Source organism: Marinococcus luteus, assembly GCF_900106595.1.
GTDB lineage: Bacteria > Bacillota > Bacilli > Bacillales > Marinococcaceae > Marinococcus > Marinococcus luteus.
This window is the reverse complement of the sequence record NZ_FNNC01000004.1, coordinates 163,664-179,897: the sequence shown is the minus strand read 5'-3', so window position 1 is coordinate 179,897 and position 16,234 is coordinate 163,664. Positions and strand designations below refer to the sequence as shown.

Sequence of the window (16,234 nt, the reverse complement as noted above, 5' to 3'; positions counted from 1 at the left end):
AGGAGGAAGTTCCATGAAGCCGAGAACAATCATTGATAAGATTTGGAACGAACATGCCGTTCGTGCCGAAGCGGGCAAACCGAATTTAATGTATGTTGATCTTCATATGGTCCACGAAGTCACGTCCCCACAGGCATTTGAAGGCCTTCGGCTGAGCGGGCGCCCGGTGAGGCGTCCGGATCTGACCTTTGCGACGATGGACCACAACGTACCGACGCTGAACCGGGAGTCTATTACGGATGCCATTTCCAAAAAGCAGATTGATACGCTGTTTGACAACTGCAAAGAATTTGGAGTGGAGCTTGCTGACATTCACAGCCCGAACAATGGTATTGTCCACATTATCGGTCCGGAGCTCGGGCTGACCCAGCCGGGGAAAACGATCGTGTGCGGCGACAGCCATACGTCAACGCACGGCGCTTTTGGGGCCCTGGCCTTTGGTATCGGTACAAGTGAAGTGGAACATGTGCTTGCCACTCAGACGCTTTGGCAGTCTCCTCCAAAAACGATGGAGGTCCATGTGGATGGAAGACTTGGCACCGGGGTCACAGCCAAGGACATTATTTTGTCGATCATCGCTAAATTTGGCGTTGATTTTGGCAGTGGTTATGTACTGGAATACACCGGTGAGGCAATTCGCGGACTGACGATGGAAGAGCGGATGACAATTTGTAATATGTCTATCGAAGCCGGAGCTCGTGCCGGCCTGATCAGCCCGGACCAGGTGACATTCGATTATTTGAAAGACCGCCGGTTTGTACCGGAGGGCGCAGAATTTGATGAAAAAGTGGAACAGTGGCGTCAGCTTGCTACAGATGAAGGAGCCGAATACGACGAGCGCGTAGTGATCCCCGCAGATGAGATCGAACCGATGGTGACATGGGGAACCAACCCGTCCCAGGGTGTAGGTATTCACGGTACGGTTCCTTATCCGGAAGACGGAAAAAGCGCTACGGAGAAAAAAGTGATCAAAACATCGCTCGATTATATGGCTTTGGAGCCGGGGACGAAAATTACAGATATTCATGTGCAGCACGTGTTTCTTGGTTCCTGTACCAACGCACGTATCGGAGACCTTCGTGAAGCTGCTAAAATTATCCGCGGCAACAAAGTAGCTGACGGTATCCGCGCGATGGTGGTACCCGGGTCCCAACAGGTGAAAATGCAGGCAGAGGAAGAAGGACTCGACCAGGTATTTAAAGAAGCTGGATTTGAGTGGAGAGACTCCGGGTGCAGCATGTGCCTTGGCATGAACCCTGATTTTGTACCGGAGGGAGAGCGCTGTGCCTCCACGTCCAACAGAAACTTTGAAGGCAGACAGGGAAAAGGTGCAAGAACGCACCTGGTCAGCCCGGCTATGGCAGCAGGGGCTGCTATCTATGGACACTTTGTGGATGTACGAAAATTAGATCAGACAGTTTCTTCATAAGGAGGTGGCAGCATGGAAGCACTCACAGTACACGAAGGAAATACGGCAGTACTTGAACGGGCAAACGTGGACACGGACCAGATTATTCCGAAGCAGTTTTTAAAACGCGTAGAACGTACCGGGTTCGGTCAGTTTTTATTTTTCGACTGGCGCTTCAAGTCAGATGGTGAAGAAGACCCTTCCTTTGAGCTGAACTACCCGTCAGCAGCCAATGCCTCAATTTTGATTGCCGATCATAATTTTGGTTCAGGCTCGTCGAGGGAACACGCTCCGTGGGCCCTGCAGGATTACGGGTTTCGCGTTATTATTGCTCCCAGTTATTCAGATATTTTTTACAATAACTGCGTCAAAAATGGAATACTGCCAGTGCGGCTGCCCGAAGATCAGGTTTATGAACTGATGCAGAATGGGAATGATAAAGAATACCACTTGACAGTAGATTTACAAAACCAGCAAATCTCTGATAAAGATGCGGATTTTCAGGCAACATTTGAGATAGATCCGTATTGGAAGGAAATGCTGTTAAACGGATGGGATGAAATTAGTATTACGCTCCAATATGAAGAGGATATTGAAGCTTATGAAAAACGGGTCAAAGTTTAACGGGGAAGGCGGCCCACAGCGGCCGTCTTGATTTTTACATTAAGCTCTAATGAACGCAGTTATTCATACATACATATACTATTTGGTCTGCCCATATAAAAAATTTATGATCTACTGGCATAGCGGATTTGCAAAGAAGGAGGCTTCAGATGGATAAAAGGCTGAATCAGAAGGTTGTTTCTTTCCCCGGAGCAGCGGGACAATTGGTTAAACAGGGGCTCGAACAGCTGAAGTCCGGGGAAAAAGAGCAGGCTGTTCATGTTTTTCGCCAGGCACTGGTTCACGAGAGCGATAATCCGGACGCTTCCTACGGCCTTCTTTTAGCTTATGCGGAAGCAGGACAGCTGCAGGAAGCAGCCGGATGGGCAGAAGAACTGCTTAAAGACAATACCAGTGACCTTCTCGAAATTCTGCACGTATACGTGCCGGTATTAGCACAGCTTGGCAGGTACGACCAGGTAGTTGAAACACTGGATGAAGTACAGCATACAAAAGAAGTGCCTGCCCATCTGAGAGAACAGTTTCAGGAGTTATATACCCTGGCCGACGGCATGATACAGATGGAAGCGGAAACGGAAGAATACGATACAACGCTTGAGGGACGTTCTTCGCTTCCGATGGAATGGGAAATGGTGCTTCGAATGGGCACGGAGGACCAGAAGCTGCATGTGTTAAACGTGCTTCGGAAAGAAGGGCCGGAAAAATGGATGCCTGCAATAAGGGAGCTGCTGGCCCGTCCGGAAACATCACCATTAATGAAAAGCTTTCTTCTTCTGCTTTTAAAGGACTGGCAGATCGAAGACGCTGTCTGGGTGCAGAAACTGGGCAGGAAAGGGGAGTTCGCCCCGTCAACGCTTCCGGCTTTGGAAGAGAGCAGCTCGTATAAAGAGTCCTTGTTTCTGCTCGACCGTTCACTTGGTGACAAAGATCCGGTCCTTCTGCAGCACGCGAAAGAGCTGCTGCAGCAGCTGTTATTGTATTACTATCCTTTTCCTCCTTCGGTTCAGATTGAAGTGCTGGCAGCAGTTCTGCATTTTGAGACGTTCCGGCAGTTTGAGCCGCTCCCGGACGAACAGGGTATCAGGGATTTTTATGGAGTAGCTGAACCAAGCTTTAAATCGATGCAGCAGGAATATGAAAGAATCCAGGGGTTCATTCAGGAAATCTGAAATGCCCCCCCATTTGAAGTGATGTTTAATCCCTTGTGGGAGTAAGTTTAGCGGAAAATGAATCATTCATTGAAATGGTTTAGTGTTATGTTATAATAGGGTAGTTGTTTACACGGTAGAACCTAGTTATTTGGAGGGAATTTGAATGAATGCCAGTTGGGAAAAGAAAGAAGGAAACCAGGGAGTCTTAACCGTAGATGTAGAATCCGAACGGTTTGACAAAGCTCTGGATCAAGCATTTAATAAAGTGAAAAACGATGTATCTATTCCAGGATTTCGTAAAGGGAAAGTGCCACGGAAGCTTTTCGAAAGCCGTTTTGGAGTCGAGTCTTTATACCAGGACGCCCTGGACATCCTGCTTCCGGATGTTTATGCCGAAGCAGTTGATGAAGCGGGTATTGAGCCAGTGGACCGCCCGGAAATCGATGTAGAAGAAGTGGAAAAAGGCAAAGACCTGAAATTCACTGCTACAGTAACCGTAAAGCCGGAAGTAGAACTCGGCGAGATTAAAGGACTCGAAGTAGAAGAGTTTGATACCTCTGTATCAGAAGAAGAAGTAAACCAGGAGCTTGAAAATCTTCAAAGCAAATATGCAGACCTTGCCGTAGTAGAAGAGGGTGAAGTGCAGGACGGAGATACCGCTGTGCTCGACTTCGAAGGTTTTGTAGATGGAGAAGCTTTTGAAGGCGGCAGTGCGGAAAACCACTCGCTTGAAATCGGCTCTAATTCCTTCATTCCAGGATTTGAAGAGCAGGTTGTAGGCATGCAGCCGGGCACAGAAAAAGATATTACGGTTACTTTCCCGGAAGAGTACCATGCTGAAAATCTTGCCGGGCAGGAAGCGGTCTTTCATGTTAAACTTCACGAAATCAAGCGTAAAGAGCTTCCAGAGCTCGACGATGAATTCGCGAAGGACGTAGAAGAGCATGAAGCAGAAACGCTCGACGAGCTTAAACAGGCAGTACGCCATCAGCTTGAACACGACCGTGAGCATGAAAAAGAACATCACGAGCGCGACGCTGTAGTTGAAGAAGCAGCGGAGAAAGCTTCTGCGGAGATTCCGCAGGCAATGATCAACACAGAATCCGACCGCATGCTTCAGGAATTCAGCCAGCGCCTTCAGTCCCAGGGAATGACTCTTGAAATGTACCAGCAGGTTACTGGTACAGACGAAGAAGGCATGAAAGAGCAGTTCCAGCCGGAAGCTGAAAAACGCGTCCGCATGAACCTGACTCTTGAAGCTGTAGCTGAGCAGGAAAACCTCGAAGCAAGTGAAGAAGACGTGGAAAACGAACTTCAAAAAATGGCTGATATGTACCAGCGCGATAAAGAAGAAATCCGCAGCCTTATCGAAATGCAGGGCGGCGTGGATATGCTGAAGCAGGATCTTCGTCTGCAGCGTGCTATTGACTATCTGGTTGAGCACAGCAAAACTGTACCGAAGAAAGAAAAGCCGGAAGCTGAAGAAGCAGAAAACGAATAAGGCAGAAATGCTGAAAAAATCCTGAGGGTGAGGTATGCCTTCAGGATTTTTCCGCCTGAAAAGGTCAAAAATCAGCATGTTCCGGCTGCCCAGACTAAGAGGTATTGTTTCGATTTCCATAGGAAAGTATGATACAATTCAACTCAAGCGCAATAATTGTGTTATTTAAAAACTTCCTATATAGTAAACGAAGAATTAATATTTGTGTTTAGGCAGAGCAGAGAATATGCCGCGTTGAGAAAAGTCATCGAAGGGCTTAATCAGACGGATTGATTGTATACATTACGCTGCTTTAAATGTTTCATATTTAGGTGAGGGGTGAACCAGTTGATTAAATTCAATGAAGAAAAAGGACAATTGAAATGTTCCTTCTGTGGAAAAACTCAGGATCAGGTTCGTAAACTGGTCGCCGGGCCCGGTGTATACATTTGTGACGAATGTATCGAACTGTGCACGGAGATCGTGGAAGAAGAATTAGGCTCAGAAGAAGAAGTGGAATTCGAAGAAATTCCGAAGCCATACGAAATCAATGAAACACTCGATGATTATGTTATCGGCCAGGAAAGAGCGAAAAAATCGCTTTCTGTAGCTGTCTATAACCACTATAAGCGTGTGAATTCCACAAAGAAAACCGACGACGTGGAACTGGCTAAAAGTAATATAGCGCTCTTAGGCCCGACAGGTAGCGGGAAAACGCTCTTAGCTCAGACGCTGGCCCGTATTTTGAACGTTCCGTTTGCGATCGCAGACGCAACTTCTCTAACGGAAGCAGGGTATGTGGGTGAAGACGTGGAAAACATTCTGCTGAAGCTGATTCAGGCAGCTGATTATGATACAGAAAAAGCAGAAAAAGGGATCATTTACATCGATGAAATCGATAAAGTAGCCCGTAAATCAGAAAATCCTTCCATCACCCGCGACGTATCCGGGGAAGGTGTTCAGCAGGCGCTTCTGAAAATTCTGGAAGGAACAACAGCCAGTGTTCCTCCGCAGGGAGGCAGAAAGCATCCTCATCAGGAATTTATCCAGATTGATACGAGCAATGTGCTGTTCATTTGCGGCGGTGCGTTTGATGGCATCGAACAGATTGTAAAAGAACGCCTTGGACGTAAAATTATCGGTTTTGGAGCAGAATCTGAAAATGCTGAAATGGGCCACGATGAATACATGAGCCGGATTCTTCCGGAAGACCTGCTGCGCTATGGTCTGATTCCTGAATTTATCGGCCGTATCCCTGTTATTTCCAGCTTGTCGCAATTAGATGAGGAAGCATTGATTGAGATCCTGACCCAGCCGAAAAACGCGCTCGTCAAGCAGTATCAGAAGCTGCTCGAAATGGATGAAGTCGAGCTCGAATTCACCGAAGACGCGCTGCGTGCAATTTCGCGAAAAGCAATTGAACGGAAGACCGGAGCACGTGGGCTGCGTTCCATCATCGAGGGCATCATGCTTGATGTAATGTATGATCTGCCTTCTAAAGAAGAAATTGTTTCCTGCACTATTACAGCAGAAAGCGTAGATAGTGACGGGTCGCCTCTTCTGAAAACAAAAGATGGCAAAGAAGTAACGTTAAAACAGTACAAACCAAAAGAAAGTGCATAAACGGTTTTTCGCCTGAATGAAAAGGGACCTTATACAGAAACCCCCGCATCCGTATGGTGCGGGGGTTCTGATTATTTATACATAGCATTTATAGATAACTTCCTGTCAATGAGTAATGTTTCATAGACAGTAATTTTATAAATAGGATAAAATAAATAGTATACCTTTAGTACGTAACAACCGCATCACTGCATAACAGTAAACGAACATAATTTGACAATAGAGGTGTTAGCGAATGCCAAATACAACGACGATCTCCATACCGATGCTGCCGCTTCGCGGGCTGCTTGTGTTTCCGTCGATGGTGCTTCATTTGGATGTGGGAAGAGATAAATCCGTGGAAGCCCTGGAGCAGGCGAATGCTAAGGACAGCCGGATTCTGCTCGTGACGCAGAAAGATTTATCAATAGATAATCCGGGAGAAGCTGATGTATACCATGTTGGTACAGTGGCAAAAATCAAGCAGATGCTGAAGCTTCCAAACGGAACCATCCGTGTACTTGTGGAAGGCCTGGAGCGCGCAGAGATAAAAGAATTTATCGATAAGGATTCTTTTTTCGAAGTGGAAATGGAAGTACTGCCTACGGAAGAGCACGCGGACTCTGCTGAGGAACAGGCATTAATGAGAAAGGCACTGGAAGCTTTTGAACAGTATGCTACTGCTTCTAAGCGTATTTCCAGTGAAACGATACAATCGGTGCAGGATATTGCGGGGGCTGACCGGCTTGCTGATATGATCAGCTCTCATCTGCCGTTAAAAGTGGCAGAGAAGCAGGAGCTGCTCGAACAGTTCACTGCTTCGGAGCGTCTGCGCAAAATTATCGATATACTGCAGAAAGAACAGGAAGTATTGGGCCTTGAAAATCAGATCGGGCAGCGTGTGAAAAAATCGATGGAAAAAACGCAACGGGAATATTACCTTCGCGAACAAATGCGGGCGATCCAAAAAGAACTCGGAGAGACTGATGGAAAAGAAAGCGAAGCGGATGAACTCAGAGAAAAAATACAGCAGGCAAAAATGCCGGAACAGGTTCAGGAAAAGGCTGAGCGGGAGCTCCGCCGCTATGAAAAGATGCCAGGAGCTTCTGCAGAGACTTCCGTTATCCGGACATATATTGAATGGCTTGTCGATATACCGTGGTATGAGGAAACAGAAGACCAGCTCGATATTAAGCGTGCCCAGCGGATTCTCGATGAAGATCATTACGGGCTCGAAAAGGTGAAGGACCGGGTACTTGAGCACCTAGCCGTGCAGCAGCTGACAGAATCAGTGAAAGGCCCGATTTTATGTCTGACTGGGCCGCCAGGCGTTGGGAAAACGTCTCTGGCGCGTTCTATTGCGCGATCGCTCGACCGTAATTTCACCAGAATGAGTCTTGGAGGTATCCGGGACGAAGCAGAAATCCGCGGCCATCGCAAAACCTATGTCGGTGCTATGCCTGGACGTATTATTCAGGGAATGAAAAAAGCCGGAACCGTTAATCCGGTATTTCTGCTTGACGAAATCGACAAAATGGCCAGTGATTTCCGGGGAGACCCATCTTCAGCAATGCTTGAAGTGCTTGATCCGGAACAAAATAATACATTTGAAGATCATTATGTGGAAGAGCCCTATGATCTTTCCAAAACGATGTTTATTACCACGGCGAACAATATGAACACCATCCCTGAGCCGCTGCTCGACCGGATGGAGGTTATCCGCATTGCCGGTTACACTGAACTTGAAAAAGAAGGAATTGCCAAAAACCACCTGGTGGCAAAACAGATCAAAGAAAACGGCTTAACCAAAGGAAGCATCCAGTTCCGGCAGGGGTCTCTTTTAAAGCTGATACGCGAGTATACGAGAGAAGCAGGAGTCCGTGGACTCGAGAGAGAAATTGCAGCGGTGTGCAGGAAAGCAGCAAAGCTGATCGTCATGGGGGAAAATAAAAAAGTAGTAGTAACACCGGCGAAAATCGAAGAACTGCTTGGACGTCCGCGGTACCGCTACGGACGTGCAGAAGAGGAAGACCAGGTGGGAGCAGCTACCGGTCTTGCCTATACGGCTGCCGGCGGAACGACTTTATCTATTGAAGTATCTCTCGCAAAAGGAAACGGGCAGCTGCAGTTAACCGGAAAGCTCGGCGACGTCATGAAGGAATCCGCGCAGGCAGCATTCAGTTATATTCGCTCCAAAGCGGATGAATGGGGCGTCGACCCGGATTTTCAGGAAAAATGGGACATTCATATTCACGTTCCGGAAGGGGCCACTCCAAAGGACGGTCCTTCCGCCGGTATTACGATTGCAACAGCCCTGGTGTCTGCATTGTCCGGTCGGAAAGTGAAAAAGGAAGTAGGGATGACCGGCGAAATTACTCTGCGCGGAAGAGTCCTTCCGATCGGCGGACTGAAAGAAAAATCAATGAGCGCCCACAGGGCCGGTCTGACGACGATCCTAATCCCGGCCGATAATGAAAAGGATTTGGAAGATATACCGGAGAGCATCAAAAAAGATATTACATTTATCACGGTGAAGCATCTCGATGAAGTGTTAAAAGAAGCATTGGAGGAGAAAAATGAAAGTTCATAAATCGGAGCTGGTTATAAGTGCGGTCAGCCCTAAGCAGTACCCGGAAGGGGGGCTCCCGGAAATAGCTCTGGCCGGGAGGTCCAACGTTGGGAAGTCTTCGTTCATTAATTCCCTGTTAGCGAGAAAAAACCTGGCCCGTACCTCTTCAAAGCCCGGCAAAACACGTACACTCAACTTTTATAATATCGAAGACCGCTTTTTGTTTGTAGACGTCCCCGGCTATGGCTATGCGAAAGTATCGAAAAGCGAACGGGCTGCCTGGGGCGAAATGATGGAGGAGTATCTCAAAAGCAGAGACGTACTGAAGGCTGCTTTTATGATTATTGATTTTCGCCACGAACCGACAAAAGACGATATTGCCATGTACGATTATTTGAAATTTCATGAGCTGCCGGTTGTTATTATTGCAACAAAGGCAGACAAAATCACAAAAAATAAACGCCCACGCCATTTAAAACGTGTTAAAGAAACGCTTAAGCTGAAGCCGGAGGACCAGACGGTCGTGTTTTCTGCAGAAACCGCACAGGGCAAAGATGAAGCATGGCGTGCCATTGAGCAGTTTATTTGAAAATGATATGTGGAAGATTTACATTGGAACGGTGAGTAAAAGACAGATACAGCAGAAAAACTGTCAGCCCTTGTTCACAAATTGATGTCAAAAGATAAATAGTTGTGTGATACAATGGGTTGTGTGAAGAGTGGAACGTATAAAGAGAGTTAAACATTTGGTGGTTGCATTAAACATGGTATTGATGACGCAGGGGGTGAAGATACGAACATGCATATTATTGTCGCTGGATTAGACTATAAAACAACTCCAGTTGAAACGAGGGAACGATTGGCTTTTCAAGAGGACACGCTTCCTCAGGCACTGCAGGAGCTTCGTGACATGAAAAGTATCCTGGAATGCGTCATCGTATCTACTTGTAACCGGACAGAGGTGTATGCAGTCGTCGACCAGCTGCATACAGGAAGACACTTTGTGAAAAAATTTCTGGGCCGCTGGTTCGAAATGCCACAGGAAGATTTTGGCCCATTTTTAAATATACGCGAAAACGATGCAGCGGTGCAGCATTTGTTTCAGGTCGCAAGCGGTCTTGATTCCATGGTAATTGGTGAAACGCAAATACTGGGGCAGGTGAAAAATGCCCTTGCTACAGCCCATGAAAATGAAACGACCGGCACGATATTTAATGAACTGTTTAAACGTGCAGTCACGTATTCCAAACGGGCCCATCACGAAACAGAAATTAACGACAACCCTGTATCAGTCAGCTATGCAGCTGTTGAACTTGGTAAAAAAGTGGTCGGTTCGTTCAAAAACAAGCGGGTGCTTGTTTTGGGTGCCGGAAAAATGAGTGAATTGACAGCCAAACATCTTCACTCCGGCGGTGCTGCTGAAGTGACGGTGTTTAACCGGACGTATGAAAAAGCAGAACAGATCGCCACGCAGTTTAACGGGAAAGCAAAACCAATGGAAGAACTGACTGATGCGCTTGCACAGGCAGATGTTTTAATTTCTTCCACCGGTTCGGATGCATATGTGCTGAGTAAAGAGCAGGTGGCTTCTGCCAATAAAAAACGCAAAGGCAAACCGCTGTTTATGGTTGATATTGCGGTTCCAAGAGATTTGGATCCGGCATTGAATCAGCTCGATAACGTTTTTTTGTATGACATTGATGACCTGCAGGATATTGTGAATTCCAACATGGAAGAACGCAAAAAAGCTGCAGCACTGATGGATAGAATGATCCATGCCGAAGTCTCGGACTTCAAGGACTGGGTTCATACCCTTGGAGTTGTACCGGTAATTTCAGCTCTTCGGACAAAAGCTCTGGCTATTCAGGCAGATACCATGGACAGTGTGGAACGGAAGCTGCCGGAGCTTACCGAGCGCGAAAAGAAAGTGCTGCGTAAGCACACGAAAAGCATCATCAATCAAATGATTAAAGATCCGATAACTAAAGCTAAAGAAATGGCTGATAACAACGATGCAGAAGAAATGCTGCAGCTGTTTACTGAAATCTTTGCTCTTGAAGAGGAAGTAGAAGAAGCCAGAGCAGCAGAGGAGCGCCAGATACGCAAGGAAGAAGCGGAGGAGGAATGGAATGCCTCCAGAGAATCGCGCGGGTTCCGTCTTCCATATGCTTATGCGACAGATGTCGCTGTTCGTTCCTAAGAGAGGGGCGTCAGGATGGTTGCAGCCGAAGGAATTATTTATATCGTAACGATTGTACTATACGGCCTGAGCGTCCTTTGCTACTTCGTTGATTTTTCTCAAACCAACCGGAAGGTGAACCGACTCGCCTTCTGGTTGCTTTCTATTGTCTGGACTTCGCAGACGGCCTTTTTAGTACTTAGAATATTTATGTATGATCGTGCACCAGTAATCACGCCTTTTGAAGGCATGTATTTCTATGCGTGGTCGCTTGTGACCATTTCACTTATAGTGAACTGGTTTTTTCGAATGGATGTACTGGTTTTCTTTTTAAATGTGATCGGATTTCTGCTGATGACGTTCAGCTCTTTTTCGTTTAACGGCGATATCCCAAACGAGCTTGAGACGCTGCTCTTGTCTGAGACACTCGTCGTGCATATTATTTTTATTCTGCTTTCTTATGCTTCGTTTACACTGGCATTTGTATTCTCCGCGATGTATGTGCTGCAGCATCAGCTTTTAAAAAGAAAGCAGTGGGGGAAACGGTTAATCAGAATGGAAAACCTGCCGAAAATGGAGAAGCTGGCAGGCACGACTACTGTGATTGGAGTGCCTCTTTTATTCGTGGGGCTGGTGTTTGGTTTTCTCTGGGCAGGCAGATGGTACGACTCTCTCCCGTGGCAGGACGCAAAAGTCATCGGTTCGATCATTCTGCTTAGCTTTTACAGTACGTATATATATTTGCTGGCCGTTCATCACTGGCGCGGGTACCGGATGGCGCTTTTAAACGTTGCCTGCTTTGTCGTTTTACTCATTAACTATTTTATTTCCAGTGATTTGAGTCAGTTTCATATATGGTACTTATAACAATTATGAACGCTTAGAAAGGAATGGCTAGACGCATGCGCACAATTACCCTGGGCACTAGAAAAAGCAATCTGGCATTAAAACAAACGGAGTGGGTGCAGCAGGAGCTTGAAAAGCTGGACCTGCCTTATCGTTTTGAAGTGAAAAAAATCTCTACAAAAGGTGACCGTGTTCTGGATCGAACACTATCTAAAGTTGGCGGAAAGGGCCTGTTTGTAAAGGAAATTGAACAAGCACTTGCAGACGGCGAAATTGATATAGCTGTGCACAGCATGAAGGATCTTCCGGGAGAGATGGCAGAAGGCTTCGAAGTCGGCGCTGTCACAAACCGGGTGGACCCTCGGGATGCTTATATTGCAAACGATCATGTAAAATTTCATAATCTGCCGCTTGGAGCAGTGGTTGGTACGAGCAGTCTGCGGCGCACATCCCAAATTAAAGCAGAGCGCCCGGATTTAAACGTCCAGTGGATTCGGGGCAATATTGAAACCCGGCTTCGGAAACTGCGAGAGGAAAGCTTTGATGCTATTATTTTAGCCGCCGCCGGCCTGGAGCGCATGGGCTGGAGCGATGAAATTGTCACGGAATTTCTCGAGCCCAATATGTGTGTACCAGCTGTAGGTCAGGGAGCACTTGGTATTGAGTGCCGCAGCGGGGACGAAGATATATTAAAGATCATTCAGCACCTTCACGATGAGCCGGTAGCAGTATGTGTAGCTGCGGAGCGGGCCTTCCTGAAAGCCGTAGAGGGAGGATGTGCAGTGCCAATCGGCGGATACGCCACGCTTAATAAACAGGGTAATGTGCAATTAACCGCAATGATCGGCTCTACGGATGGACGCAAAATACTAAAAGAAAAGCTCACGGGTGACAATCCGGAAGAAATGGGCAGAAAGGCCGCGCACGCCCTGCTTGGACGAGGCGGCAAAGAAATTCTGGAACAGGCCCGGGAAGAGATGGGGGAAGAGTAGTGACAGCAACAGTACTGGTGACAAGAGGAGCCGGCCAGAACGCAAGTCTGGTGCGGGGTCTTCAGTCTGCAGGCTGTTGTGTCAAAGCGGTGCCGGTTATTACAACCGTACCGGTACTGGGCAGAGAAAAAGCAATGGCGGAGTGGTGGCAGAGCGGTGAGATAGACTGGATGCTGGTAACCAGCGTGAATACCGTCTATTATCTGGCGGAATGGCAAAAAAGGTATGGTCTGGGTGTTCCTTCCGGATTAAAAACTGCTGCTGTTGGGCCAAAGACCAAACAAGCGCTCGAACAGGAAGGCTTTCAGGTAGAACTGATGCCAGAACAATATAAAGCCGTTTCGTTAGCTGAATCAGCCGGACGGGTAATCGGCCGGCGGGAAAATGTGCTTCTTCCTCAAAGCGCCCAGGCGGCTGACACCTTGTACCGGTCGCTTACAGCCCAGGGTCTAAGCGTATGGGTATGGCATTTGTATACGACGGTACCGGAAGAAAAAAATGAGTCTGTTCTGCAGACGACCTTAAAGCACCGGGAAGTTGATGTCCTGATGGCAGCAAGCCCTTCCTCTGTAGATGCATTGTATCGGCTTGCAGGAGCTTACCGGCAGGAGCTTTTGGCTGTTCCCGTAGTGGCCATCGGCCCTTCGACTGGACGCGCTGCCCGCGAGAGCGGATTCAAGTATGTTTACGAAGCAGAGATTCATTCCGTGGAAGGAATGATAGAAAAAACCAAGGAAATTATTTAGGAGGCTTAACATTGGCTGATTTACATTTCCGCCGGCACCGCAGATTGCGGACAACGCCTGGTATACGAGCAATGGTCAGAGAAAATGAACTAAGACCCAACGATTTGATTTATCCTATTTTTGTCGTCGAAGGGGAAAATGTGCGCAAAGAAGTACCGTCCATGCCGGGGGTCTATCACGTTTCGCTGGATTATTTGGATACGGAAATGGACGAATTGGAATCCCTCGGTATTCCGAGCGTCATCGTGTTTGGCGTGCCTCACGAGGAGGAAAAAGACGCCGAAGGAACGCCGGCTTTTCTGAAAGACGGAATTGTCCAGCGGGCGATCCGGCAGATTAAAGAAAATCATCCGGCTTTAACAGTGATTGCAGATACCTGTCTGTGCCAGTACACAGACCACGGACACTGCGGGGTTATTCATAACGGCTACGTGGATAACGATGAGTCGCTGAGAAATCTAACAGAAACCGCAGTCTCCCAGGCGGAAGCCGGGGCAGACATTATTGCGCCGTCGAACATGATGGACGGCTTTACAGCGGCTATTCGGGAAGGGCTCGATAGAGCAGGGCACGTCACGGTGCCGCTGATGTCCTACACAGTTAAATATGCCAGTGCCTTTTACGGGCCGTTCCGTGACGCGGCTCACAGCACACCTTCGTTTGGGGACCGGAAAACCTATCAGATGGACCCTCCGAACCGGCTTGAAGCGTTAAAAGAAGCGGAAACTGATGTTGAAGAAGGAGCTGATTTTCTCATTGTGAAGCCGGCCCTTGCTTATCTCGATATTGTAAGAGAAGTGAAAGAGCGGACCGGTTATCCAGTGGTAGCGTATAACGTTTCCGGGGAATATGCGATGATTAAAGCCGCCGCCCAGAACGGATGGGTGAACGAAAAGGATATTGTCATGGAAAAGCTCACAAGCATGAAACGTGCCGGAGCTGATCTGATTGTGACGTATTTCGCCAAAGATGCTGTCCGTTATATGCAGGAAAACAATAAATGATAGAAACAAGCTCTGGAAGGTATTCAGTCCAGGGCTTGTTTTCGTTATACTAAGGACGGGAATAGCAAAAAAGATAACTTTTAAGTATCCAGGAGGTATGACATGAAATCGTATCATAATTCAATACATGCACATGAACGAGCAAAAAAAGTAATGCCGGGCGGTGTCAGCAGTCCCGTACGGACATATGAATCTGTCGGTCATCCGGCCGTTTATATGGACGAAGGCAAAGGGTCCCGCATTAAAGATATCGACGGCAATGAATACATTGATTATGTAATGTCCTGGGGGCCGCTTCTTCTCGGGCACGCAAATGATCATGTTGTCGACAGTTTAAAAATTGTGGCTGAAAAAGGCACGAGCTTCGGCGCTTCGCACGTAACAGAAGCCGGTCTGGCAGAGCTTGTCGTGGACCGGGTGCCTTCCATTGAAGTCGTCCGGATGGTGAACTCCGGCACGGAAGCGACAATGAGTGCGCTGCGTCTCGCCCGCGGGTTTACCGGCCGGGACAAAATCGTAAAAATGGAGGGCTGCTATCACGGCCACGGAGACTCTCTTCTCATTCGAGCCGGCTCCGGCGTTGCCACTCTTGGTCTGCCGGACAGTCCGGGCGTTCCTGGTTCGATCGCCCAGAACACGCTTACCGTTCCGTACAACGATCTCGACAGCCTGCAGAAGGCATTCGATGAATACGGAGATGAAATCGCCGGGGTCATCCTTGAGCCTGTTACCGGGAACATGGGTGTTGTCACTCCGGGTGAAGGATTTTTGGAAGGCGTCCGTGACATTACGAACCAGTACGGCAGTCTGCTGATTTTTGATGAAGTCATGAGCGGCTTCCGGGTGGACTATAACAGCGCTCAGGGCCACTACGGAGTGACTCCGGATCTCACGTGTCTTGGAAAGGTGATCGGCGGTGGACTTCCGGTGGGAGCCTACGGCGGCCGTGCCGATATCATGCAGCAGATTGCCCCGGATGGGCCTATCTATCAGGCAGGAACACTTTCCGGCAATCCGCTGGCGATGACAGCCGGACTTGAAACACTCAGGCAGGTGGACGAAAGCAGCTATGAAACGTTCCGTGCCCGGGCAGCTCATCTTGAAGAAGGGCTGAACCGTGCGGCTTCTAAGCATGGCATCCCCCATCAAATCAACCGTGCGGGGGCGATGATCGGCCTTTTCTTTACCGATGAACCTGTGGTGGATTTTGCTTCTGCGAAGAAATCTGATCTGGGAATGTTTGCGCGTTATTTCCGTGGAATGATGGCAGAAGGCATTTCACTTCCGCCTTCGCAGTTCGAAGGCCTGTTTTTATCGACAGAGCACAGCGAAGAAGATATCGATAAGACGATTGAGGCGGCTGACCGCGTCTTTGCAAGCCTTGCTGCAAATAAAGAACACGGGGAAGATAGTTGACGCATGCGTCCTCGTTTCGTAAAATAAAGACACTAAATCAATATTAATAATAAAAGCAGAAACAGGGAGGAGTACGCACGGAGGTCCGTTGTACAGAAAAAAGGATCCAGGGCTGAGAGATTCTTTAACGACCCGTGCGGAAAGTCGCCCTCGAGCTTCTTTTCTGAACGTATACAGTAAGAAAAGACGGTAACCGCCGTTATGGGAAAGTGCCTGC

At 47.9% G+C, this 16,234-nt stretch carries 13 protein-coding genes and 1 other annotated feature (1 of these 14 only partly in view); all 13 genes read left to right on the top strand.

All coding sequences use genetic code 11. The features are described from left to right. Positions 1-13: 13 nt before the first annotated feature. The 13 genes from leuC (at position 14) to hemL (ending at position 16,017) form a co-directional block, all read left to right on the top strand. Positions 14-1,429 carry a 3-isopropylmalate dehydratase large subunit gene (gene leuC / locus BLV22_RS10125; protein WP_091614728.1) on the top strand — a complete coding sequence of 472 codons (1,416 nt, stop codon included), beginning with the start codon at positions 14-16 and terminating at the stop codon, positions 1,427-1,429. Between the two features lie 12 nt (positions 1,430-1,441). After that, a complete protein-coding gene (gene leuD, locus BLV22_RS10120; RefSeq protein WP_091614725.1) occupies positions 1,442-2,032 on the top strand; it encodes a 3-isopropylmalate dehydratase small subunit in 591 nt (196 codons plus the stop codon). Between the two features lie 149 nt (positions 2,033-2,181). Then, complete coding sequence (locus tag BLV22_RS10115) at positions 2,182-3,201, top strand: tetratricopeptide repeat protein (RefSeq protein ID WP_091614723.1); 1,020 nt, start codon at positions 2,182-2,184, stop codon at positions 3,199-3,201. A gap of 145 nt (positions 3,202-3,346) precedes the next feature. Beyond that, on the top strand, positions 3,347-4,684 hold the full coding sequence (tig, locus tag BLV22_RS10110; RefSeq protein ID WP_091614720.1) for a trigger factor: 1,338 nt from the start codon (positions 3,347-3,349) through the stop codon (positions 4,682-4,684). A 327-nt stretch (positions 4,685-5,011) separates the two neighbouring features. Next, complete coding sequence (gene clpX, locus BLV22_RS10105) at positions 5,012-6,286, top strand: ATP-dependent protease ATP-binding subunit ClpX (protein ID WP_022793156.1); 1,275 nt, start codon at positions 5,012-5,014, stop codon at positions 6,284-6,286. A 235-nt stretch (positions 6,287-6,521) separates the two neighbouring features. Beyond that, positions 6,522-8,855, top strand: a complete 2,334-nt coding sequence (gene lon, locus BLV22_RS10100; RefSeq protein ID WP_091614717.1) for an endopeptidase La — start codon at positions 6,522-6,524, stop codon at positions 8,853-8,855. After that, on the top strand, positions 8,842-9,423 hold the full coding sequence (yihA, locus tag BLV22_RS10095) for a ribosome biogenesis GTP-binding protein YihA/YsxC (protein ID WP_091614714.1): 582 nt from the start codon (positions 8,842-8,844) through the stop codon (positions 9,421-9,423). The genes lon and yihA overlap by 14 nt, the downstream gene beginning before the upstream one ends. Positions 9,424-9,633: 210 nt before the next feature. Continuing rightward, entirely contained in the window at positions 9,634-11,034 is a 1,401-nt protein-coding gene (gene hemA, locus BLV22_RS10090) for a glutamyl-tRNA reductase (RefSeq protein WP_091614712.1), read from the top strand. A gap of 15 nt (positions 11,035-11,049) precedes the next feature. Next, positions 11,050-11,880 (top strand): cytochrome C assembly family protein, encoded by an 831-nt coding sequence (locus BLV22_RS10085; protein WP_091614711.1) that lies wholly within the window; start codon positions 11,050-11,052, stop codon positions 11,878-11,880. Between the two features lie 35 nt (positions 11,881-11,915). Continuing rightward, positions 11,916-12,851: a hydroxymethylbilane synthase gene (gene hemC, locus BLV22_RS10080; RefSeq protein WP_091614709.1), complete on the top strand. Its 936-nt coding sequence runs from the start codon at positions 11,916-11,918 to the stop codon at positions 12,849-12,851. After that, entirely contained in the window at positions 12,851-13,597 is a 747-nt protein-coding gene (locus BLV22_RS10075; protein WP_091614708.1) for a uroporphyrinogen-III synthase, read from the top strand. Before hemC ends, BLV22_RS10075 begins: the two co-directional genes overlap by 1 nt. 11 nt (positions 13,598-13,608) lie before the next feature. Continuing rightward, positions 13,609-14,601 carry a porphobilinogen synthase gene (gene hemB, locus BLV22_RS10070; protein WP_091614706.1) on the top strand — a complete coding sequence of 331 codons (993 nt, stop codon included), beginning with the start codon at positions 13,609-13,611 and terminating at the stop codon, positions 14,599-14,601. Positions 14,602-14,703: 102 nt separating this feature from the next. Next, complete coding sequence (gene hemL / locus BLV22_RS10065) at positions 14,704-16,017, top strand: glutamate-1-semialdehyde 2,1-aminomutase (protein WP_091614703.1); 1,314 nt, start codon at positions 14,704-14,706, stop codon at positions 16,015-16,017. Positions 16,018-16,066: 49 nt separating this feature from the next. After that, positions 16,067-16,234 (top strand) — a binding site (T-box leader); it runs 48 nt beyond the window's last position.

Bases quoted from the DNA above. Each gene is read 5' to 3' on its own strand.
- hemA (WP_091614712.1), top strand. From the start codon at position 9,634: ATGCATATTATTGTCGCTGGATTAGACTATAAAACAACTCCAGTTGAA.
- BLV22_RS10115 (WP_091614723.1), top strand. From the start codon at position 2,182: ATGGATAAAAGGCTGAATCAGAAGGTTGTTTCTTTCCCCGGAGCAGCG.
- leuC (WP_091614728.1), top strand. From the start codon at position 14: ATGAAGCCGAGAACAATCATTGATAAGATTTGGAACGAACATGCCGTT.
- tig (WP_091614720.1), top strand. From the start codon at position 3,347: ATGAATGCCAGTTGGGAAAAGAAAGAAGGAAACCAGGGAGTCTTAACC.
- BLV22_RS10085 (WP_091614711.1), top strand. From the start codon at position 11,050: ATGGTTGCAGCCGAAGGAATTATTTATATCGTAACGATTGTACTATAC.
- lon (WP_091614717.1), top strand. From the start codon at position 6,522: ATGCCAAATACAACGACGATCTCCATACCGATGCTGCCGCTTCGCGGG.
- hemC (WP_091614709.1), top strand. From the start codon at position 11,916: ATGCGCACAATTACCCTGGGCACTAGAAAAAGCAATCTGGCATTAAAA.
- leuD (WP_091614725.1), top strand. From the start codon at position 1,442: ATGGAAGCACTCACAGTACACGAAGGAAATACGGCAGTACTTGAACGG.
- yihA (WP_091614714.1), top strand. From the start codon at position 8,842: ATGAAAGTTCATAAATCGGAGCTGGTTATAAGTGCGGTCAGCCCTAAG.
- hemL (WP_091614703.1), top strand. From the start codon at position 14,704: ATGAAATCGTATCATAATTCAATACATGCACATGAACGAGCAAAAAAA.